Raw genomic sequence first — 21,500 nt, forward strand, 5'->3', positions numbered from 1 at the left:
ATAGAAATTGGCAAAGTTCACACGTGAAGACATCACTCGTTTAGCGAAAGAAGAAAATGTTAAGTACATTCGTTTACAGTTTACTGACATTTTAGGGACAATTAAAAACGTTGAAATCCCAGTCAGTCAATTAGAAAAAGCACTTGATAATAAAATGATGTTTGACGGATCTTCCATTGAAGGCTTCGTTCGTATCGAAGAGTCTGATATGTACCTATATCCTGATTTAAACACATGGGTTATCTTCCCTTGGACTTCCGAAAAAGGTAAAGTGGCACGTTTGATCTGTGATATTTACAATACGGATGGAACACCTTTTGATGGAGATCCACGTGCTAACCTAAAACGTGTTCTTGCAGAAGCAAGAGAAATGGGCTTCACAGATTTCAATCTTGGACCTGAACCTGAATTCTTCCTATTCAAACTGGACGCAGCAGGCGAGCCGACGCTGGAATTGAACGATAAAGGCGGATACTTTGACCTTGCACCTACTGACCTAGGAGAAAACTGCCGTCGTGATATCGTTCTTGAGCTTGAAGAAATGGGATTTGAAATCGAAGCATCCCACCATGAAGTAGCTCCAGGACAACATGAAATTGACTTTAAATATGCAGATGCCATCTCAGCTTGTGATAACATCCAAACATTTAAATTGGTTGTTAAAACGATTGCCCGCAAACATGGTTTACACGCGACATTCATGCCAAAACCATTGTTCGGTGTTAACGGATCTGGTATGCACTGTAACGTTTCTCTATTCAAAGGCAACGAAAACGCATTTTATGATAAAGAAGGTAAATTGGAATTAAGCAAAACAGCTGAGCAATTTATCGCAGGTATCATTAAGCATGCTCCAAGCTTCACTGCGGTAACAAACCCAACTGTTAACTCATACAAACGTCTAGTTCCTGGTTACGAAGCTCCTTGTTATGTTGCATGGTCCGCTAAAAACCGTAGCCCATTAATCCGTATCCCAGCTTCACGCGGAGTAAGTACTCGCGTTGAGGTACGTAGTGTCGATCCAGCAGCAAACCCATACTTGGCACTTGCAGTTCTACTAAAAGCTGGTCTTGACGGTATCAAGAACGACTTGACTCCTCCAGCTCCAGTTGACCGCAACATCTATGTTATGAATAAAGAAGAACGTGAAGAAGTAGGTATCGTTGATCTACCAGCTACTTTATATGCTGCATTGGAAACATTAAAATCTGATGAAGTAATCAAAGAAGCATTAGGCGAACACTTACTTGAACACTTCATCGAAGCAAAAGAAATCGAGTGGGATATGTTCCGTACACAAGTTCACCCATGGGAACGCGAACAATATATGTCAATGTATTAATATCTCAAACCCTTGGCACCTCTGGTGTCAGGGGTTTTTTATTTGTGGGGTAATAATTAATATGAATTAGAGATAGAAGGTTTACCCCTTTTTTACCCCACTGACTCAATTTAAAATGTTTTTAGTATAATCCTTGCTTTGATTGTTGATGCTTATATTTGTGCTTCTCCTAGGAAGCACACACCATTTAAAGGCCCTTACTCACTGAGTAGGGGCTAATTTCTGTTTTAGAATTTGTTAAACGATATGAATCTCTTAGGGAAATAACGTGGAAATTTAAATTCAAAAGCTAATTTATAAATTTATATGCCTTGGTAATTTTTCTCGATAATTACAAATTCGAAAAATACCTAAATATACTCCTTTTGTTTTTACCATGTAGCCGTTCCGCTCTTTAATCTAGTGCAATATACATGTTAAAAAAGAAAGGAGGCATGGAATTGTATGAAGATAAATAATGAAGAAGGGGATCTCAAAAAGCTAAAATTAAATGTCAGAATTAAAAGGCGCTGCCAGCTATGTGGAAAGAGGCATTGTAAGTGCGAAAAAAATCATGAATCTTCCTGTGACGACAAGAGTATAGAAATTTGCCAGGGTTGTGGAAAGAGGCATTGTAAGTGCGAAAAAAATCATGAATCTTCCTGTGACGACAAAAGTATAGAAATTTGCCTACGATGTGAAAAGAGACATTGTAAGTGCGAGCAAAAAGAAGGACCCCCTGGACCTAGAGGGCCAAGAGGTAAAAAAGGAAAACAGGGACCAGCAGGAGCAACAGGAGCAGCGGGACCAGCAGGAGCAACAGGAGCAAGGGGACCAGCGGGACCAGCAGGAGCAACAGGAGCAAGGGGACCAGCGGGATCAGCAGGAGCAACAGGAGCAAGGGGACCAGCGGGACCAGCGGGACCAGCAGGAGCAACCGGAGCAAGGGGACCAGCAGGGGCAACAGGAGCAACAGGAGCAAGGGGGCCAGCAGGGGCAACAGGAGCAACAGGAGCAACAGGAGCAACCGGAGCAACCGGAGCAAGGGGACCAGCAGGAGCAACGGGGCCAGCAGGAGCAACGGGGCCAGCGGGACCAGCAGGAGCAACAGGACCAGCAGGAGCAACAGGACCAGCGGGACCAGCAGGGGCAACAGGAGCAAACGGAGCAACAGGACCAGCGGGACCAGCAGGAGCAACAGGACCAGGAGGAGCAATCGGACCAGCGGGACCAGCGGGACCAGCAGGATCAACAGGAGCATCGGGAGCAATCGGACCAGCGGGACCAGCAGGGGCAACCGGAGCAACCGGAGCAACAGGACCAGCGGGACCAGCAGGAGCAACAGGACCAGGGGGAGCAATCGGACCAGCGGGACCAGCAGGAGCAACAGGAGCATCGGGAGCAATCGGACCAGCGGGACCAGCAGGGGCAACCGGAGCAACCGGAGCAACAGGACCAGCGGGACCAGCAGGAGCAACAGGACCAGCAGGAGCAATCGGACCAGCGGGACCAGCAGGAGCAACAGGACCAGCAGGAGCAATCGGACCAGCGGGACCAGCAGGAGCAATCGGACCAGCGGGACCAGCAGGAGCAACAGGACCAGCGGGACCAGCAGGACCAGCAGGAGCAATCGGACCAGCGGGACCAGCAGGGGCAACCGGAGCGACAGGAGCAACAGGAGCAACGGGACCAGCGGGACCAGCAGGACCAGCAGGAGCAACGGGACCAGCAGGACCAGCAGGACCAGCAGGAGCAACGGGACCAGCAGGACCAGCAGGGGCAACCGGAGCGACAGGAGCAACAGGGCCACAAGGACCAGCAGGGTCAGTATTAGATTTTGCGGACTTTTATGCGTTGATGCCTGGTGATAATGCAACAACAGTTGGAGGCGGTCAAGATGTAGATTTTCCGCAAAATGGACCTACTAGCGCGGGTGGTATTGTACGGGCTACTGTCGATTCATTTACTTTGTCTGCAATTGGCATTTATCAGGTCTTTTTTCAGGTGAGTGTGAGCGAAGCGGGCCAACTGATTTTAACTCTCAATGGCATTGACCTACCCTATACGGTGGTCGGGCGAGCCACCGGTACTTCTCAGATAGTAGGAATGGCTCTTGTGCAAACGTCAGTCATCAATTCAATACTGACTGTACGAAATCCTGCTGGCAATTCCCCGGCACTAACCATCACTCCTTCTGCTGGGGGAACAAGGGCTGTTTCAGCACACCTTGTTATCACGCGACTCAGCTAGATGGGGAAAGGTGTGTTTCTTTCTCACTAACAACTCGTTATTAAACTGTGTTAGTTCCATAGGATGCAAAAAAGAAGACCCAATAAGTGGTCTTTTTTTTGTACAAATATCAATATTAATGTTTAATAAAGCATTTTATTTATTTATATAAAAATTCTCTAGCCTGAACTTAATGGATATTCTGACTTTTATAAGAACGATCGTTCGTATGTAATGGATGTAAGGGAGGGATCTTTCTGATGGGCACAATTCGTGATAGAGGGCTTGTTAAATGGCAAGCAGCATTGATTATGCCAGAACATAAAGCTTTAAATAAAAAACTGGGAGAGGTTGATTATTTCCTAAATAAAAGGCCTGTCTTTGATGAATACGAGGTTGAAGAATTTGAAAACAACATTCATTATGCGGTGGAATATCATTTACCAATTAGTTTTAGATTGCATAACGAGGGAAATCCACATGAATTGCAGGGTTACTGTGTGTACATACATCCTGTCACGAAAGAGTTACGTATTCAGAAGAAAGATAGTTCCTTTGAGTATATTCAGTTTAGTGATATCATTAGTGTAATCGTTGAGGATTAATAAAAGCCCTTACTCGCTTTGAGTAGGGGCTTATTTTGTTTTGGCCCTGTTAAAGGGTGTTGTTGATTTTTAGAAGTAAGAGAATCTATTCATGAATAGAACAGGGATAATCTAAAGATTTTTTTATTATTTCCAATAACATTATTTTAACTGAGAAAGAAGTACTCTCGATAAGACAAGCGAGCATAGAGGGTTGTAAGGATACAGTCTATTATCGGATAACAATATATGGTCTCATCATCTCATAATCCTCGTGCTCCAATATATGACAGTGCCAAACATATAATCCTGTATAGGGACCAAACTTCATGATAATTCGAGTTACTTGTTTAGGATTAGCTCTTACTGTATCCTTCCTTCCTCGTTCTTGTGGTTCGGGTGGCAACGCGGGACCCGTATAATGGATAATTCTCTCCTTGTTATACTTTTCTACATCGAAATCTCTCCGGTCTAATATTTGAAAATCAATTAAGTGGAGATGAATAGGGTGTGTATCCGTAGTTAAGTTAATTAGATACCATATTTCGATTGATCCCAATTTTGGATTTTCTGTAATAGGAGCATCCCAAGTTTTATTATCTAATAACATGAATTCCCGTCCGTACTGATCCATATTATCATTTAAAGTTAAGTATCTTTCCTTTGAAGCCGACTGTTCAATTATCTTTGAAAAAGGCTCCATATACGATGGAATAACACTGGTATCAATACTTGTAAGAGGAAGAGAGACTCTAAATTCCATCACTATACCTACTGCACTTGCGGGATCTCCATCTGGAAAAGGGGCGGGGGCGTCATTTGTCACAATAATGTTCTTTCCCACAAGATTGGTAAAATCAATGATGACATCTGCTCTTTCTGCTGGAGCAAGTATGATTTCTTTGATCCCTATCGGATATTCCATTAATCCGCTATCCGTCCCGATTTGATAAATTAGTTGTCCTGAATCCAGCTTGATCCTATAAAAACGGGAGTTAGAACCATTTAACAGCCGAAATCGGTATTTTCGTGGTTCCACTTCTAAATAAGGCCATACTTTGCCATTAACCAGGATTGTGTCCCCAAAAAATTCAGGAACGATTGATGTTTCTAATCCCTTAATCGGTTTATCTTGCTGGTTTGGATAATAAAGAGCACCGTTTTTATGAAATGATCTGTCTTGGATAATAAGAGGGATTTCATAGTCACCGAAGGGTAAATTTAATAAACGTTCACGATTATCTCTTATGAGATAAAAACCTGCCAGTCCCGCATATACATTGAGTCTCGTAATCCCAAGTGCATGGTCATGATACCATTGAGTAACAGATTTCTGGTTATTATCATATTGATATACTTCCTTTTTAAAATAAGGTCCTACTCGTTCGAATCCTTTTGTAAACCAAGCCTCCGGGTAGCCATCGCTTTCCGGTTCAACACTAGCTCCATGAACATGTACTACCGTTCGTACTTCCGGTACATCCACATTAGCACCATGCACCGTATAGTCTACCGGAAAAAGATGTTTTTCTGGAAGATTGTTGATCCATTTAATAAAAACTTTTTCTCCGCTCTCTACTTCAATTGTAGGTCCTGGGTAGCTGCCTTCATAGCCCCATACAGTTGTATCATTTTGCTCACTATGGAGTGATTGTTTAAATTCTGTCATATTAACTTCATAATAAGTTTGAAGTTGATCTTTCCATCGAGGTTTTAAAATAGGCGGGATAGGAAGTTCATCTACAAATTTAGGGAGAAGCATATTTCCGCTCCATTCTGATCATAATTAACTTCTTTCTAAGTTTATAAAAAATACAAGCTTTGTATGACAAATTCAAATTGAACTAACGGGGCAGGTAGTTGAATAAGGAAAATGGTTTTTGTGGTAAAAAAATAATAAAAGGTAACTTTTACCTTTTTAGATTGTATTAAAAGAGTAGCAGGAAATAAAATTGTCCTTTGGGGGTGAAAAGGTGGATTATGGATTATTGGTTATTGGTATAGCTCTTTTACTTGTATCGTACTTAGTAGCGAAGAAAACAACATCACTGGCAAACACGAGAATAGTATCCTTTTCAAGACTTTCATTCCTTACATCCCCAATCAATTGTATTTGTGATTATCAAAATTGATAACACAAAACAACAGTAGCACAAAACAACAAATAAATGTTAAAATACACTAAATGTTGTAAGTATTTACATTTTATGATCTTTATCCATTCGCTTTTCTATAATGCCCCAAGAGAAATAAAACAATAGAGTGATGCCTAAAATTATGAAACCAGCTTGTGTGATATACATAAAGTCCCACTCTTTAACTTCTTTCTCTTCCTGGCCATTAAAATCTTGAATTACATAGTTCGAAGTTTCATAGTCCATGAAAATGTAACAAATGATTCCTCCTATAATTACTCCACCTAATAAAGATAATATGAACTTTTTCAAAGTTGTGTCCTCCTGCCCTTTATCAAATATGAATTTAAGGATGAGATTTACAATCCCAAAAGCAAGTGCTTCTCAACCAATTCTTTAAAAACTTCCAATTCGGCTTGCTTAAGTGAATTCCCTATTTGTACAATCTCATCCCTAATTTCCATATCATATAGAGTTCTCTTAAGAGGGCGTTAATACCTTCAAAGTTAGGACAGTTATTAGATACATTCCTGCAACTTTGAATATTCGATTAGCTGTTTAGGTGCTTTTTTTATACTGTCCGTAAAAGGGGCACAATTCATTAATCGAGAGGGGCTTTTTTATTTATGCTATATTCATCAAATTGAACTGAGTATACCCGGCTAGTTCTTTAAAATCAATCAAAAACTGAATCCTATGAATCCACCAGATGGTTGGTACGGGGAAACAAAGATAATTTACAAAACGATATTGCCGTCCATGCCACAACTAAAAATTACAACACCTATAGGTAAGAAGGTTGGCAAAAAGAATTGTGGCAAAGAATGCTTAGATCACATTTAAAGTGGATAAGGAACACAAACTGCGACATAAGGGTTTGCGTTTTGGAATGATAATTATCTCTTCGTTACACTCGTTTTACATCTTAGACATGTTACTTCTTCGTAATGCATGAATCTAATCTTTCTTAGGTCCCTTCTTGTTAACATAGGGAATACTTGGTATCTGGCTCCGCACTCAAAAGTATTTTTATCTTTAACTATGTGTCTATCTTCTGTACTAGGTAAATAAATAGTAGGAAAAATCATTTAAAACCCTCTTTTAATTATTATAAGCAAAATCAAAAAATATAAATGTGCAGCCTTGCACCTTAACAAATGAATCATTGGTTTAGGCGATTTATACTTTGTCTAACCAGAATTTTATCATGCATAAAGAATTAAATAGGATTTTTATAAAAACTTAACAAATCATTTACGAAACGAAGATAAAACAGTAGAGGAATTATGAAAAGAATGTGGGTGAGAATCCTAAAAAACTAATTAATAGGCAGAGAGAAGGGGAGTGATACTGCCTATGTTTAAAAATGGACCTTCTCTCTAGATACATTATTTCATTTTACTAGAACTATATAAAAAACGTCTGGCGAAGCCTAAGAAAAAAGAAGAATTAAACCAGTTGGTAGATCTATGAGGAGGAAATAAAAAAGCACCAAAAAGGTGCAGGTGCTCAGTTAAATATCTTTTTAAAGTAATGAATATTTATTATGTTAATAGCAATTCCGATTATCGTAAACATAATTATAATGATGATTATGGCATGAAATTACTGTCATTTCTTTTAAAGTACTAAATTAAATCATGATGATACAGTTCTGCCAGGGCCAATTTATTTTGATTCTGGTATTTTTTATGGAACTGCTTTCAAGGGGATGAACCGGGGCATTTGGTTACTGTATGGCAGTTGAACTCTTCCTCTTCCTAATTTAATTATAGCATATAAAAAATGGTAAAAATAGACTATTTATTCTTATTTGCTACTGCTAAAATACAATAGACCTTTATTGAGATTTGTGGGAGGGGTATAGAATGGGTTCATTGATTCTCGGTTTTCAGGAAATGGAAAAAACACAGCTATTGCTCGTTGGCGGAAAAGGATTAAATTTAGGGGAATTATCAAAAATTGAAGGAATACAAGTACCAGAAGGATTTTGTGTTACAACAGTGGGATATCAAAAAGCCATCGAACAAAACGAAACGTACCAAGCTTTGTTGGATCGACTGACAATGCTAAAAGTAGAAGATCGTGAACAAATTGGTGAAATCAGCAGGATGATTCGACATATCATTATGGAAATAGATATTCCTTCCGATGTTGTGAAAGCAGTTACTCACCATCTCTCCCAGTTTGGTGATGAGCATGCATATGCAGTGCGTTCCAGTGCGACTGCAGAAGATTTACCACATGCCTCTTTTGCTGGTCAACAAGACACCTATATAAATATCATCGGCGTCGATGCCATCTTGCAGCATATCAGCAAATGCTGGGCTTCCCTATTTACGGATCGCGCTGTAATCTACCGTATGCAAAATGGATTTGACCACAGTCAAGTTTATTTATCCGTTATCGTTCAAAGGATGGTTTTCCCACAGGCTTCAGGGGTTCTATTTACCGCTGATCCGATTACTTCAAACCGAAAACTGCTATCAATCGATGCCAGTTTTGGACTTGGCGAAGCACTGGTCTCTGGCTTGGTATCAGCCGATTGTTATAAAGTAGAGGAAGAGGAAATCGTCGATAAGATGATAGCAACGAAGAAATTGGCTATCTATGGACGAAAAGAAGGCGGAACAGTGAAACAACAAATCGATCCGGATCAGCAAAAGAAACAAACACTTACTGATCAACAGATTTTACAGCTGGCACGCATAGGAAGACAGATCGAAACTTATTTTGGTTACCCACAAGATATCGAATGGTGTTTGGTTGATGATACATTTTATATTGTCCAGAGCCGGCCAATCACTACTTTATACCCGATCCCTGAGGCGAATGATCAAGAAAATCACGTTTACGTATCTGTCGGTCATCAACAAATGATGACCGACCCCATGAAACCATTGGGATTGTCTTTTTTCCTGTTAACGACTCCTGCACCTATGCGTAAAGCTGGTGGAAGGCTATTTGTTGATGTCACACATATGCTGGCTTCACCTGACAGCAGAAAAATGTTATTAGATGCCATGGGACAACACGATCTGCTCATGAAAGACGCACTCTTTACCATAATAGAGCGAGGAGATTTCATAAAATCTTTACCAAATGTTAAGCAAGAACAGAGTTCCGGTAAAAGCAATAAAGGTGTGATGTCTGCGGATTCTAGGGCACAAATCGAAAACGACCCAACAATCGTTTCTGATTTGATTAAGAACAGTCAAACATCGATAGAAGAGTTAAAACAAAACATCCAAACGAAATCAGGGTCGGATTTATTTGATTTTATTCTGGAAGATATCCAGATATTAAAGAAGATTTTATTTGACCCACAAAGTTCAGCTGTGTTTATGGCTGCTATGGATGCTTCATCATGGATCAATGAAAATATGAATGAGTGGTTAGGTGAAAAAAACGCAGCAGATACGCTTTCTCAATCTGTACCAAACAATATTACTTCGGAAATGGGTCTGGCGCTATTGGATGTCGCAGATGTGATTCGTCCTTATCCGGAAGTCATTGATTATTTACAACATGTAAAAGATGATAACTTTTTGGATGAACTGGTTAAGTTTGATGGTGGACAAATAACGCAAGAAGCTATCTATGATTATCTCGGCAAATACGGCATGCGATGTGCCGGAGAAATCGATATTACTAGAACTCGTTGGAGTGAAAAACCAATTACACTTGTCCCGTTGATTCTGGGTAACATCAAAAACTTTGAGCCTAACGCCAGCAATCGGAAATTTGAGCAAGGGCGACAGGAAGCTTTGATAAAAGAACAAGAGTTATTAGATCGATTGAAGCAATTACCGGATGGTGATCAAAAAGCCAAAGAAACAAAACGAATGATCGACCTGATACGGAATTTCATCGGTTATCGTGAATATCCAAAATACGGCATGGTTAATCGCTACTTCGTTTATAAGCAGGCTTTACTGAAAGAAGCCGATCAACTCGTACAAATAGGCGTCATTCATGAAAAAGAAGATATATACTATCTCACTTTTGAAGAACTTTACGAAGTTGTGCGCACAAAAAAACTGGATTACCAGATCATCAGCAAACGGAAAGACGAGTTCAAATTATATGAAAAACTAACTCCACCGCGTGTGATCACGTCTGATGGTGAAATCATTGTAGGTGAGTACAAACGAGAAAATCTCCCAGCCGAAGCTATTGTAGGTCTGCCTGTTTCTTCCGGTGTTATTGAGGGAAGAGCACGTGTCATCTTAAACATGGAAGAAGCTAATCTAGAAGATGGAGATATATTAGTCACTTCCTTTACTGACCCTAGCTGGACACCATTGTTTGTATCCATAAAAGGCTTAGTCACCGAAGTTGGTGGACTGATGACCCATGGAGCAGTTATCGCACGTGAATATGGCTTACCAGCAGTTGTTGGGGTGGAACATGCGACCGAACTGATAAAAGATGGGCAACGAATTCGAGTGCATGGGACAGAGGGGTATATCGAAATATTGTAATTGCTGAATACCTTACAGTATAAAGGATGTTATATTGAAATTCTTATCTTTGTTATAGAATAATAATTTTAATGTTCTCTAAGATCATTAAAATGCCAAAAATCCCTGCTTTTTGATCAGGGATTTTTTTCTATGTTAAATGATTGTAATTGATTTAAAAACACTACAATGGAGAAACACTTCATATGAGATGGATATCCTAAATTGTATGGAATTAGACTAACTGGAGTTGAATAAGAAACGTATTAAAAAAACATACAAGGTGCTTATAATTTTAACTAGTGTGTTACTTTTTTGTTGAAAAACAGTTTAAATTTCTATAATGGTTCAAACTACTATTATGTGACTTTAACTTGTTAGGATTGCAAGATACGGTTCCTTGTCACGCAACCATACAGTTGTTTATGATTGACAAGCAACCGTATAGTTGCTTATAATCGATATATGAATTGGGACAAAGACGCTATATTCAAAGCACTAGGCGATTCGACTCGTCGACTTATATTAGATGAACTATCCGAACGCAACGAGTTGACGTTGTATGAACTTACGGTACGTCTCATTATGAAGCACGACCTTTCCATTTCGAGACAGGCGATAGCTAAACATCTTACTGCATTGGAAGATGCAGGTCTCGTAAAATCTAAACGAAAGGGAAAATATCGAGTACTTATGTTCAACAACGAACCACTTAAAAACTTGTTGAAAGGATGGATAGAGTAATCTTTTCGGAACAGGACTTCTGGCGAATGTAGGTTGTTTTGCTTGCAGCCAGATTGTTAGCAGAGCACCATACGTTGCAAATATCCAAGGAGGCAAAACATTATGAAAATCATTGTTACCAGTATATTCGTACAAGACCAAGACAAGGCACTGGAATTTTATTCAGAAAAGCTGGGATTTGAAAAAAAGCATGACGTTCCCATGGGGAAATTCAGGTGGATTACGCTTGTTTCTCCCGATGATCATGACGGTACCGAGCTTTTACTCGAACCGAATGAGCATCCTGCCGCAAAGGAGTATCAAAAGAAGATATTTTCCGAAGGCATCCCAGCAACAATGTTTGGCGTTGCAGATATTCGTAAAGAGTACGAACGATTAATGGAAAACGGCGTGAAGTTTACTATGGAGCCGACAAAAATGGGCGAAGTCACAATAGCTGTCTTCGACGATACATGCGGCAACCTTATTCAGATAATGCAGCAGTAACTTTATGATGAAATACAAGTAATTCGTATATGAGTTTAAAGCTTTTCTTGTTCAATAAAATTAAAGGGCACGATTGTGGAAAGAGAAGTAGAAGGGTGGTACAAATATGTACCACTCTTTCTTGGCATGACAAACCTACAAAGTAAGCCTGGTTTTGAAGAAAAATGGAAAGAGCTCAATCTAAGAATTCATAGAATACTATACAATATTGTGTATTTGACGTAATCTATCATATTGGTCAAAAGATACTCGATGGATGTACGGGAATATCCCAGCTTATTTTGATTTAGTGAAACAATAAGGGCTTGAAGGAATTGTCCAGATGAAGGTTCAATTAAAAGGACGTTGAAGTAGTATTCAAACATATTGAAGAGTTATAGAGAAGGGGAACAAAAACTAATGAAATACGAATGGAGAAAACAAGAGAAGAATTTATATATCCCAAAACAAAAATCTGAACTTGTAACAATTCCAGAACAGAAATTCTTTTCGATAAAGGGAAAAGGAAATCCAAATGAGCACGAATTCGCTGAAAAGATAGGTGTTCTTTATTCATTGGCTTATGCGGTCAGAATGATGCCGAAGCAAGGATACACTCCAGATGGATATTTTGAATATACCGTATATCCATTGGAAGGAATATGGGATTTAACAGAAGAGGGAAGAAAAAAAGATACTTTAAATAAAGATGAATTATTATATACGATCATGATTAGACAACCAGATTTTGTTACAAAAGAAGTAGTGGAGAGAGCATTTGAACATGTAGGAAACAAGAAACCACATCCATTCCTTAATGATGTAAAGTTCGGTACATTTCATGATGGATTATCTGTCCAAATGCTTCATGTAGGTCCATATGATGATGAACCTCAAAGTTTTAAATTAATGAATGAATTCATAAAAAATAATAATCTTGAAAGAACTTCATTACAACACAGAGAAATATATCTTTCAGATTTTAGAAAAGTCGAACCTGCTAAATTAAAAACTGTTTTGAGATATAAGGTTAAGCCAATAGAATAGCATAAACTCTTAGCTGTTAACATGCATTCATTATTTAATGTAGCAAAGATTGAAGGAGTGTACATAAAGTAAAAGGTGCATTATTTCCATAGGATGCAATAAAGTAGTCCTTAAAAAAATAAAGTGAACCTATAAAGTGTTCCATAATCGGGTGTGATAGTATGGCTCATTAAATGAGGCTATAAAAGAGGACCTAACAGCCCACCTTATTTTACCTATTGAAAAACATTAACATCTATTATTTTCGGGTGCTTTTCTTTGCAGGAAATTGGTCCCTTTTGTCAAATTAATTAAACAAAGGGGATGAAAAAATGAATGATGATGAGAAAATGAATGATGATGAGAAAATCGGTATTTTATTGTCCAATATGACAAACGAATTAGTGTCGAGTAGAGTAAGGGTTAGAGCTATAGTAGAATTACTGGAAGAAAAAGGTCTAATAACCCGCGGAGAGTACGAAAACAGGTTTAAAAAAGTTTTTGAACGTGATGCAATTTCGTATAGAAATGATCTATTGAAAGAAGTCAAAATTGATGAATAAAAGGAGGCATCCATTAATTTGGGTGTTTTTTTTTGAGGTGAGAACGATAAGAAAAATAACCGAAGCCAGTGAAACTAAGTCGTAGGATCTAAGAAGACCTAATAAATATGAAAGCTTTTACATATAAGGATTTTACAATACGAGATTTAAACCTAATGTGAAAAAAGAAAGAGCGTTAATCCTAATTTGATCAACACTCCCGATAGTTCAGTAACATTCATGTTATTTTTTTAGATTTGATTTCATTAATAATGAAATCTGTTGCTCATCAGTATTTGACATTTGTTCCAGTTGATCAACAATTAACTTTTGTCTTTGCAATGGATGATTTTGACTTAACTTAGCTTTCCCTTCTATTTTGTTGATTTTTATTTTGAATCCTTGAATTCCTTTGTTCATACCAGCGAGAAACTCAGCATCTACATTTTGCAAACTGTATGAGCTGTCAGGGGCTTCGTACTTCGATACCATATCATGTAGGGCGCTCATTAATTCATGTTCATCCTCTTGAAGTTCGACTTCTCCATAACATGGACGGTCACATAATTCCACGTTGGTACTGCATTTTTCGTCTCATACCAAGATGGAGAAATATAACAATGCGGTCCATGAAAAATAGCCATGACGGTTTGATTTTTGATGTCTTTCCACTGAGGATTAGGACGGGCAAAATGTCCATATAAGCATGAATTATCCTCGTTCAATATTAATGCTAAATGAGTCCCGTAAGACATTCCATTATGTTTAAAAAGGGTCGCAATACTATGTCCCTCATAATCTCGAAGGCCAGTGTTGGGTCTTTACTGATAAATTGTGCAGGAATATACATTTTTTATTTAATTATACAGAAATCTCAATTGAACATGCAGTTAGGTTTTCCCCGATACAGCTCCGTTTTTTGATACAGGAGCATTTTTGCCTAATATAACAGAAAAGACAACAATCACTGCTATGACAAGAGTGAAAATTGTGATGGATTCATCTAGAAATACTGTTGCAAATAGAATCATCAAAAATGGTTGTAAGTATTGAATCTGACTAACCCTTGATATTCCGCCCATAGCCATTCCGCTATACCAAGCAACATATGCTAGAAATTGACTAACCACTGCGAGATAAATTAAGCTAACCCAAGCTTGGATAGGGGCATGGATCATTTCAGTTGTAAGGTTTAGACCAACTGGAATAATGAAAAATGGAGCACCGATCATTATTGCCCAAGCAATCACTTGCCAGCTGCCTAATTCTTTCGCTAATTTCCCCCCTTCTGCGTAACTAAGTCCCAGTATGATCACTGCCGTTAGTAAAGCTAAATCGGCAAATTGCAATTGACCGAATCCAAGATGAAGTGCATACATAATGACAGCTAAAGAGCCGATTATACTTGAAACCCAGAATTTGATTGAAGGGATTTCACCTGCTCTAAACATAGCAAATCCAGCTGTCGCTAACGGTAACAGTGCTACTTCCACAGCTCCATGAGAAACAGGCAAGGATTCCATTGCCCAAGAAGTGAGGAGAGGAAATCCTAAAACTGCACCAACAGCAACAATAAGTAGACTTTTGAATTGGCCTGGAGAAGGCAGTTTTTCCTTTCGAACGATCAATACCACAGCTACTAAAATAGCAGCAAAAACCGTTCTTCCTAAACCGACGACCGTAGTCCCAAAATACTCTACAGCAATACTTGTAGCAGGGAGCGTTAAGCTAAAACAAATGACGCCTACTAATCCCAACAATAATCCTAATTTCTCCCTGGTTACTCCCTGCATCTTACCCAACCCCAATCTTTATATTTTGTATCACATCTGTATCATTGTTTATTTATCATAAAAAACAGTTTTGCTATAATTAACATACTATGAGTACATACAATAAAAATAAACCCATTTTTTACCCATCTGACCTGGTACAGTTTAAGGAGGATTAATTGATGAACTCAAAATATATTAAGATAATGGAAGAAATTAAGCTTCGACTAGCAGGTGGTTCGCTAAATGCAGGCAGTAAACTTCCTTCTGTTCGTCAGTTATCTGAGTATTTTTCATGCAGCAAGAATACGGTCATTAAAGCATACGACGGACTTGAAAAAGAGCATTTAATTTATTCTGTTCCTAAAAGCGGCTACTATGTTGTGAATGATTATAAAAAAGCGGCGGAAGAAAATGGGGTGATTGATTTTTTGTCTGCCGGTCCAGATAAAAATGTTATGCCTTATGTGGAATTTCAACATTGTATGAATCAAGCAATTGACCATTATAAGGAAGAGCTTTTTACATACTCTGATCAACAAGGGCTTTACCAACTGCGAGTGCAGTTGGTGAAATATTTGCAAAATTTACAGGTGTTCACTCAACCGGAGAGATTAGTGGTTGTTTCTGGCTCGCAGCAAGCCCTCCATTTATTAGTTTCTATGCCATTTCCAAATGGGAAAAACAATATTCTAATTGAACAGCCTACTTATTTTGGATTCATTGAGTCGATCAATCTGCATCAAGCTACTACTTTTGGGATTGAATTATCAATGGAAGGGATTGATCTGGATCGACTGGAATACATTTTTCGAAATAATGATATAAAATTTTTCTATATTATCCCGAGATTTCACAATCCACTTGGACATAGTTACACGAATGGCGAAAAGAAAAAAATCGTTGAGTTAGCTGAAAAATACGATGTATATATAGTGGAGGATGATATTTTAGGAGACCTTGATCCAAATCCAAAATCAGATCCTTTATTTTCTTTTGATCCTTCTGGGAGAGTGATTTATATTAAAAGCCTTTCGAAAATTTTTCTCCCCGGGTTAAGGATTGGGACTGTCGTTCTTCCTGCATTAATGATTAACAATTTCTTGCGATATAAATTCAGTTCGGATTTTAACAGTTCAGCACTTTCTCAAGGTGCGCTAGAAATCTACTTAAAAAGCGGTATGTTTAATAGTCATCTCAAAAAAGTAAAAGAGGTATACCGAACTAAAATGCAAATCCTTCAAGAAGCATGTGAATTATTGCTGCCGGCTAATACTTCTTTTTCTAAACCGAATTCAGGATTCTATCTTTCCATCAGTTTGCCCGAGAATGTGAAAGCAAAACAGGTGGTTCATATGCTAAACGAGCAGCATATATATGTTGATGATGCCTCAAGGATGTTTTTAGCAGAATATAAAAAGGAAAATCTCGTTCGATTATGCATCTCTCAAGTGAACGAGAGTCAAATTAAACTAGGGGTAGAACGATTGGCTCACTGTATTGCTTTAATTGACAGAAGAAAAAATCATATTACTCCAAATAACTTTTTACTCATATAGTAATGGTAAGTTTTTATAGAGGGCAGTATCAGAGGATTATACGGTTTTCCAAGCATAAATCAAAACGGTTGATTATGTAACTTAGAATTTGAGCAATCATTCGAGACATATTTACTTACTTTCAAAAACTGTAAACTATCCTTTGATGTTCTTTTTGAAATAAACCTTTATGTACTCCCATATTACAAAAGGCAAGATAAAGGGTTAAAGCTGTTTTCTGTGAGGTCTTTGAGGTACTACCCTAATAAACCTGCAATAATATACTATATACCAATTGATTTTAAGATGTAATATATGGGTTACTTGAAAGGAGTTTTCCTCATGAATATTACATCTTTTTTAATTTACTGTTTTATTGTAACTTTTACACCAGGACCTACTAATATCGTGATATTATCCACAGTGCATAATAAGGGGACAAAGAAGGCAATGGAATATACGTATGGAGCAACTATTGCTTTTGGTTTATTACTTGTTATTTCTGCTATGTTGAATACTATGCTAGTAACGATAATCCCAAAAATTTTGATCGTTATACAGTTAATCGGAAGCTTTTATATGTTCTATCTCGCTTATCAAATTTATAAAATGGATACATCAAAACCAACTGTAAACCAAACTGCCACTTTTATGTCAGGCTTCCTTATGCAGTTTTTAAATCCTAAGGTGGTTCTATTTACAATGACTGTAATTCCCAGCTTTATTATGCCCCACTATACCGCAATGCCTGCAGTGACAATAAGTGTTGTTTCTATTACCATTGTTGGATTTTTAGCATTTATTACATGGGTTCTTTTCGGTACGATCTTCAAGGAGTTTTTACAGAAGCATGAAAAAATTGTTAATGCCGTGATGGCATTATCTTTAGCTTATTCTGCTATAATGATTTGGTTGTAGATAAGGGGTGAATTAATTGGACAAATTTATCTATAAAAAATCTGCAGGTATTACGGCGTTGTCAGCCAGTATAACTGATTTTACGTATAAAAAGCACTCTCACAAGGAATATGCTATAGGTGTAACATTGCGTGGTATTCAACATTATAACTTGGATGGAAGTTTACAATTGTCATATCAAAATGGTGTTATGCTTTTTAATCCAGAACAGGCACATGACGGAATGGCACATGATGAGGCAGGTCTTGACTATGTTATGCTATATATTGAGCCACAATTGCTTTTAGAGGTTATTGAGAAAAAGGATTTAGTACGATTTTCAACTCCCATTGTGTATGATTATAGAATTGAACAAAGAATATTAAATCTTTCTAATGCTATTTTAAGTGATAAAGATGAGGCTTTGTGCAGTGAATTACTCTTATCCCTCGCAGATAGCCTTATTCAAACTAATCTTTCTACAGACTGTAAGAAAGATAACGCTTCAATTAGAAAAGCAAAGGATATGTTTCATACCAATTTAGACAATATACTTAAACTTGACGAGATATGTAAAGAGCTTAATTTATCTAAATTCCAGTTTATCAGATTATTCAAGGCCCATACTGGAATTTCACCATACCAATACTTTCTTAACTGCAAGATAGAACGTGCAAAGCAGCTAATAGAAAAAAACGGAGATATTTATTCAGCTGTTGCTGATTGTGGTTTTGTTGATTTAACCCATTTAAATAAACATTTTAAAAGCGTATATGGAATAACGGCATTTGAATATATGTCACATTTAAAATGAGAACGGATAGATTGAGACTGATTCTTTTACAATGTAAAACTAAACATTACAGCATTTTTAATGGGGAGAATTTGCACATTAGACGTTACCACGGCTATCTATCTTGAAAAACTTCAAGTAATATAATGGCGGCAATCGTATAAGTCTACACGATTAAATTAGGATAAAAATAAAAGGGGGTATATAGTTGTCTTTAAACGTAGGGGATATTATTAAATTTGAACGGACTTTCACTAAAGAGGATGTTGAATTGTTCACAAAAGTATCCTGGGATGAGGGGAATCACCATATTACTCCCGATGAACAGGGGAGACTTGTTATTCAAGGGTTGTTGACTGCTTGTTTACCAACAAAAGTTGGTGGAGAAAACAATGTACTGGCTCGTACTATGAATTTTGAGTTTGTTAAACCAGTTTTTACACGAGATACAATAATATGTGAAGTAACGATTGAAAAGTTTGAAAAGAAAGATAATGGTAGAATATCTATATTGGCAACTTTCCTATGCGCAAATCAGAATCAGGAACAAGTATTAAGAGGAAGCTTTGCGGGAGTCATATTATAAACGTATATACTTAGCAGCTTAATTTTATTCTGATTATTGTTTTTGAACTGATTCTATAGCCTAGTAATTTTAAAGCATCCTGTCGAGGATGTTTTTTTATTGGAATAAATATACAATAACAAAAACTGGCTATTAATTCCTGTAGGATGACAATAAAGTTGCTCCAATTACTATAAAGTCATTTAATTTTTAGCTGTTTAAAAATTAGCTTGTTTATAAGTGGAGGTTCTGATATGATTGTTTGATAATTTTTTAAAGGGTTTAGAGAGGGTGAGTCAATTGACTAAAAACCTTAGACAATTGAAAAACGTTTCGGTGTTCCAAACGCTTCTAACTTAGAAAATAATTTAGAAGCGAGGAATAATTATATGAAAAATCAAAGAATTTTTAATAAATCATTTCTTTTTTTATTTTTAAGCAACTTTTTAGTTTTTATTGGGTTTGAAATGTTGCTTCCTATTTTGCCTGCCTATTTGTTAAGCATGAATGCATCTTCCATTCAGGTTGGTCTAGTAACATCATTATTTACGATAGGTGCTGTTTTAATCAGGCCTTTTGTAGGTTACTATTTAATTGATAACCGGAGGAAAAGTCTAGCCATTTGTGCAAGTATAGCTTTAATGATCATTACGATACTATATCCGTTTCTAAATATTATTTGGCTTCTTCTATTGTTACGACTTTTCCATGGTGCAGCGTGGGGGGTATCAACCACAGCTAATAGTACAATAGTAGTGGATTTGATTCCTAAGACACGCTTAGGAGAAGGAATAGGGTATTTTTCTATATCCACAACAGTCGGGGCTATCGTTGCACCGAGTATAGGTATCCTTATCTATGACTCTTTTTCCTTCGCTATTTTGATATGGTCATCAGTAATTCTGAGCTTGTTGGCAGTAATTGCGCTTCAATTTGTATATTCACCTACTATTGTAAAGCGTGAGAAGAAGCCATTTCGCTTTTTGGATATGATTTTTGAAAAAGACGTATGGTTCCCAGCATTACTTACAGTTATTACAACACTTGGTTTTGGGGCTATCATTACATTTTTGGTTCTTTTTGGAAAACAAAGGGAAGTAGATCATATTTTTCTATTCTTCCTTATCAATGCAACTGTCTCAACTTTACTACGTCCGTTTACCGGAAAATGGTATGACAAAAAAGGACCTTGGTCTATTATCATTATGTCAGCTGTGTTAGGATTTTTTTCACTTGTTATCCTGTCGTATACGACAAATGATTCTCAACTTATCATTGCGGCGATTTTCTTTGGGGCAGGTTATGGAACTGTTATGCCATGTTTACAAACATGGACTGTTCAAAAGGTAAGTGAAGAAAAAAGAGGAGCAGCCAACGCAACCTTTTTTTCCAGTTTTGACGTAGGTGTTGGAGTTAGTGCATTTGTATTAGGTATTTTAGCTGAATGGATCAGTTTAGAGATGATCTTCAGGTTTGTTAGTCTAAGTTTTATTGTTGTTGCTGTTTTAGTCTATAAGGATTATTTAAATGAAAAGATAAGGAATAAGAAATCGATCTAAAACAAATCCACCTCTATTTTAATAGAGGTGGATTTGTTTACTGGAAATACCAATTCTACTCGTACGCATATAAGGGATGTATAAAAAAAGCAGCTGATGACCTAGTCAGCAGGTCAAGTGTCAAAAATCAATAATTCTTTTTTAATTGACCGAATTTTCTTGCCAGTAGAAGTGCTTTGATTTTCGAATTCCACGCTGCAAAGCTATATCAAATTTCCCAGGTGCGAAGTTTGAGTTATAATAGTAAAAAACATCCGTCTATGTAGGATGGATGTCAGTAATCTTCTTGATTAATACATAAAAAGGATTGGTGAATAAAAATGGCAATTGTTGATGTAACGGTTATACCTGTCGGTACACAAACTCCAAGTGTTAGCAGCTATGTGGCAGATATTCAAAGAGTATTAAAGCAGTATGAAAATAAGGGAGAAATCCGTTTTCAACTGACTCCCATGAATACAATCATTGAAGGCGACCTGCCTAAACTGTTTGAAGTTATTCAAGCGATGCACGAGGTACCTTTTGAAAAAGGTCTTGCTAGAGTCTGTACGAATATCCGAATCGATGACCGTCGTGATAAAGAACGCAGGATGGAAGACAAAGTAAAGCGAGTGAAGGGCATGCTTGAGGAATAACAGCTTCTGCAGTAATAGGGTCTCGCAGTGAAATTAGTTCATAACTGTTTGGAACCATGGGAATCCTTAAGGAGACTTCATGCGGAAACTTTTTCCGTGTATTAAGCAATTATACAAACCAGTCCATGCGGCAAATCCTGGTCGCATGGACTTTTCTTATGGCAAAAATTATCCGAATACAGATATACCTCGATTTTCGTCTTTCGTCGATAAATTGCTTTTTTTCGGAGAT

18 protein-coding genes and 1 pseudogene are annotated in these 21,500 nt (G+C 37.5%); 15 read left to right on the forward strand and 4 right to left on the reverse strand.

The window, feature by feature from the left end; genetic code table 11:
• The first annotated feature begins 7 nt into the window (after positions 1 to 7).
• The 3 genes from glnA to ABC374_RS07505 all read left to right on the forward strand — a co-directional run bounded on the left by glnA (position 8) and on the right by ABC374_RS07505 (position 4,155).
• Positions 8 to 1,342 (forward strand): type I glutamate--ammonia ligase, encoded by a 1,335-nt coding sequence (gene glnA / locus ABC374_RS07495; protein ID WP_053534438.1) that lies wholly within the window; start codon positions 8 to 10, stop codon positions 1,340 to 1,342.
• 444 nt (positions 1,343 to 1,786) lie between these two features.
• Positions 1,787 to 3,571 carry a hypothetical protein gene (locus ABC374_RS07500; RefSeq protein WP_413016736.1) on the forward strand — a complete coding sequence of 595 codons (1,785 nt, stop codon included), beginning with the start codon at positions 1,787 to 1,789 and terminating at the stop codon, positions 3,569 to 3,571.
• Positions 3,572 to 3,810: 239 nt separating this feature from the next.
• Entirely contained in the window at positions 3,811 to 4,155 is a 345-nt protein-coding gene (locus ABC374_RS07505; protein ID WP_413016738.1) for a YolD-like family protein, read from the forward strand.
• A gap of 211 nt (positions 4,156 to 4,366) precedes the next feature.
• Here ABC374_RS07505 and ABC374_RS07510 read toward each other — a convergent pair whose 3' ends face one another.
• On the reverse strand, positions 4,367 to 5,896 hold the full coding sequence (locus ABC374_RS07510) for a multicopper oxidase family protein (RefSeq protein WP_413016740.1): 1,530 nt from the start codon (positions 5,894 to 5,896) through the stop codon (positions 4,367 to 4,369).
• 211 nt (positions 5,897 to 6,107) lie between these two features.
• Between ABC374_RS07510 and ABC374_RS07515 the strand changes: the two genes are divergently transcribed.
• A complete protein-coding gene (locus ABC374_RS07515) occupies positions 6,108 to 6,266 on the forward strand; it encodes a hypothetical protein (protein ID WP_413016742.1) in 159 nt (52 codons plus the stop codon).
• A gap of 66 nt (positions 6,267 to 6,332) precedes the next feature.
• On the opposite strand, the gene ABC374_RS07520 is transcribed toward ABC374_RS07515, so the two are convergent.
• Entirely contained in the window at positions 6,333 to 6,581 is a 249-nt protein-coding gene (locus tag ABC374_RS07520; RefSeq protein ID WP_413016744.1) for a hypothetical protein, read from the reverse strand.
• 1,556 nt (positions 6,582 to 8,137) lie between these two features.
• Here ABC374_RS07520 and ppsA point away from each other — a divergent pair.
• The 5 genes from ppsA (at position 8,138) to ABC374_RS07545 (ending at position 13,530) form a co-directional block, all read left to right on the forward strand.
• Positions 8,138 to 10,753 carry a phosphoenolpyruvate synthase gene (ppsA, locus tag ABC374_RS07525; RefSeq protein ID WP_413016746.1) on the forward strand — a complete coding sequence of 872 codons (2,616 nt, stop codon included), beginning with the start codon at positions 8,138 to 8,140 and terminating at the stop codon, positions 10,751 to 10,753.
• A gap of 444 nt (positions 10,754 to 11,197) precedes the next feature.
• The gene (locus tag ABC374_RS07530) at positions 11,198 to 11,476 is read left to right on the forward strand and encodes an ArsR/SmtB family transcription factor (RefSeq protein ID WP_413020290.1); all 279 of its coding nucleotides are present in this window, start codon (positions 11,198 to 11,200) and stop codon (positions 11,474 to 11,476) included.
• Positions 11,477 to 11,578: 102 nt separating this feature from the next.
• Positions 11,579 to 11,962: a VOC family protein gene (locus ABC374_RS07535; RefSeq protein ID WP_413016748.1), complete on the forward strand. Its 384-nt coding sequence runs from the start codon at positions 11,579 to 11,581 to the stop codon at positions 11,960 to 11,962.
• Between the two features lie 399 nt (positions 11,963 to 12,361).
• On the forward strand, positions 12,362 to 12,988 hold the full coding sequence (locus ABC374_RS07540; RefSeq protein WP_413016750.1) for a GyrI-like domain-containing protein: 627 nt from the start codon (positions 12,362 to 12,364) through the stop codon (positions 12,986 to 12,988).
• A 311-nt stretch (positions 12,989 to 13,299) separates the two neighbouring features.
• Entirely contained in the window at positions 13,300 to 13,530 is a 231-nt protein-coding gene (locus tag ABC374_RS07545; protein ID WP_413016752.1) for a hypothetical protein, read from the forward strand.
• A 222-nt stretch (positions 13,531 to 13,752) separates the two neighbouring features.
• Here the strand turns inward: ABC374_RS07545 and ABC374_RS07550 are convergent.
• A pseudogene (locus ABC374_RS07550) lies at positions 13,753 to 14,359 on the reverse strand (FMN-binding negative transcriptional regulator).
• A gap of 40 nt (positions 14,360 to 14,399) precedes the next feature.
• Entirely contained in the window at positions 14,400 to 15,302 is a 903-nt protein-coding gene (locus ABC374_RS07555; RefSeq protein ID WP_413016754.1) for a DMT family transporter, read from the reverse strand.
• 161 nt (positions 15,303 to 15,463) lie between these two features.
• On the opposite strand from ABC374_RS07555, the gene ABC374_RS07560 reads away from it, so the two are divergent.
• From ABC374_RS07560 to ABC374_RS07585, 6 genes are all read left to right on the forward strand, one after another.
• Positions 15,464 to 16,840 (forward strand): aminotransferase-like domain-containing protein, encoded by a 1,377-nt coding sequence (locus ABC374_RS07560; RefSeq protein ID WP_413016756.1) that lies wholly within the window; start codon positions 15,464 to 15,466, stop codon positions 16,838 to 16,840.
• Between the two features lie 321 nt (positions 16,841 to 17,161).
• Positions 17,162 to 17,737, forward strand: coding sequence for a LysE family translocator (locus tag ABC374_RS07565; protein WP_413016758.1), 576 nt, complete (start codon positions 17,162 to 17,164; stop codon positions 17,735 to 17,737).
• A gap of 16 nt (positions 17,738 to 17,753) precedes the next feature.
• Complete coding sequence (locus ABC374_RS07570; RefSeq protein ID WP_413016760.1) at positions 17,754 to 18,530, forward strand: AraC family transcriptional regulator; 777 nt, start codon at positions 17,754 to 17,756, stop codon at positions 18,528 to 18,530.
• A 187-nt stretch (positions 18,531 to 18,717) separates the two neighbouring features.
• Positions 18,718 to 19,095, forward strand: coding sequence for a hotdog family protein (locus ABC374_RS07575; RefSeq protein WP_413016762.1), 378 nt, complete (start codon positions 18,718 to 18,720; stop codon positions 19,093 to 19,095).
• Positions 19,096 to 19,463: 368 nt separating this feature from the next.
• Positions 19,464 to 20,633 carry an MFS transporter gene (locus tag ABC374_RS07580; RefSeq protein WP_413016764.1) on the forward strand — a complete coding sequence of 390 codons (1,170 nt, stop codon included), beginning with the start codon at positions 19,464 to 19,466 and terminating at the stop codon, positions 20,631 to 20,633.
• Positions 20,634 to 20,953: 320 nt separating this feature from the next.
• Positions 20,954 to 21,268, forward strand: coding sequence for an MTH1187 family thiamine-binding protein (locus tag ABC374_RS07585; protein ID WP_207440008.1), 315 nt, complete (start codon positions 20,954 to 20,956; stop codon positions 21,266 to 21,268).
• Positions 21,269 to 21,500: the final 232 nt, after the last annotated feature.

Source organism: Peribacillus phoenicis (assembly GCF_047238085.1).
Lineage (GTDB): Bacteria > Bacillota > Bacilli > Bacillales > DSM-1321 > Peribacillus.

What these genes read in the sequence shown, in the direction of transcription:
- ABC374_RS07500 (WP_413016736.1), top strand. Translation starts at nt 1,787, where the DNA reads ATGAAGATAAATAATGAAGAAGGGGATCTCAAAAAGCTAAAATTAAAT.
- ABC374_RS07505 (WP_413016738.1), top strand. Translation starts at nt 3,811, where the DNA reads ATGGGCACAATTCGTGATAGAGGGCTTGTTAAATGGCAAGCAGCATTG.
- ABC374_RS07510 (WP_413016740.1), bottom strand. Translation starts at nt 5,896, where the DNA reads ATGCTTCTCCCTAAATTTGTAGATGAACTTCCTATCCCGCCTATTTTA.
- ppsA (WP_413016746.1), top strand. Translation starts at nt 8,138, where the DNA reads ATGGGTTCATTGATTCTCGGTTTTCAGGAAATGGAAAAAACACAGCTA.
- ABC374_RS07530 (WP_413020290.1), top strand. Translation starts at nt 11,198, where the DNA reads ATGAATTGGGACAAAGACGCTATATTCAAAGCACTAGGCGATTCGACT.
- ABC374_RS07535 (WP_413016748.1), top strand. Translation starts at nt 11,579, where the DNA reads ATGAAAATCATTGTTACCAGTATATTCGTACAAGACCAAGACAAGGCA.
- ABC374_RS07540 (WP_413016750.1), top strand. Translation starts at nt 12,362, where the DNA reads ATGAAATACGAATGGAGAAAACAAGAGAAGAATTTATATATCCCAAAA.
- ABC374_RS07545 (WP_413016752.1), top strand. Translation starts at nt 13,300, where the DNA reads ATGAATGATGATGAGAAAATGAATGATGATGAGAAAATCGGTATTTTA.
- ABC374_RS07555 (WP_413016754.1), bottom strand. Translation starts at nt 15,302, where the DNA reads ATGCAGGGAGTAACCAGGGAGAAATTAGGATTATTGTTGGGATTAGTA.
- ABC374_RS07560 (WP_413016756.1), top strand. Translation starts at nt 15,464, where the DNA reads ATGAACTCAAAATATATTAAGATAATGGAAGAAATTAAGCTTCGACTA.
- ABC374_RS07565 (WP_413016758.1), top strand. Translation starts at nt 17,162, where the DNA reads ATGAATATTACATCTTTTTTAATTTACTGTTTTATTGTAACTTTTACA.
- ABC374_RS07580 (WP_413016764.1), top strand. Translation starts at nt 19,464, where the DNA reads ATGAAAAATCAAAGAATTTTTAATAAATCATTTCTTTTTTTATTTTTA.
- ABC374_RS07585 (WP_207440008.1), top strand. Translation starts at nt 20,954, where the DNA reads ATGGCAATTGTTGATGTAACGGTTATACCTGTCGGTACACAAACTCCA.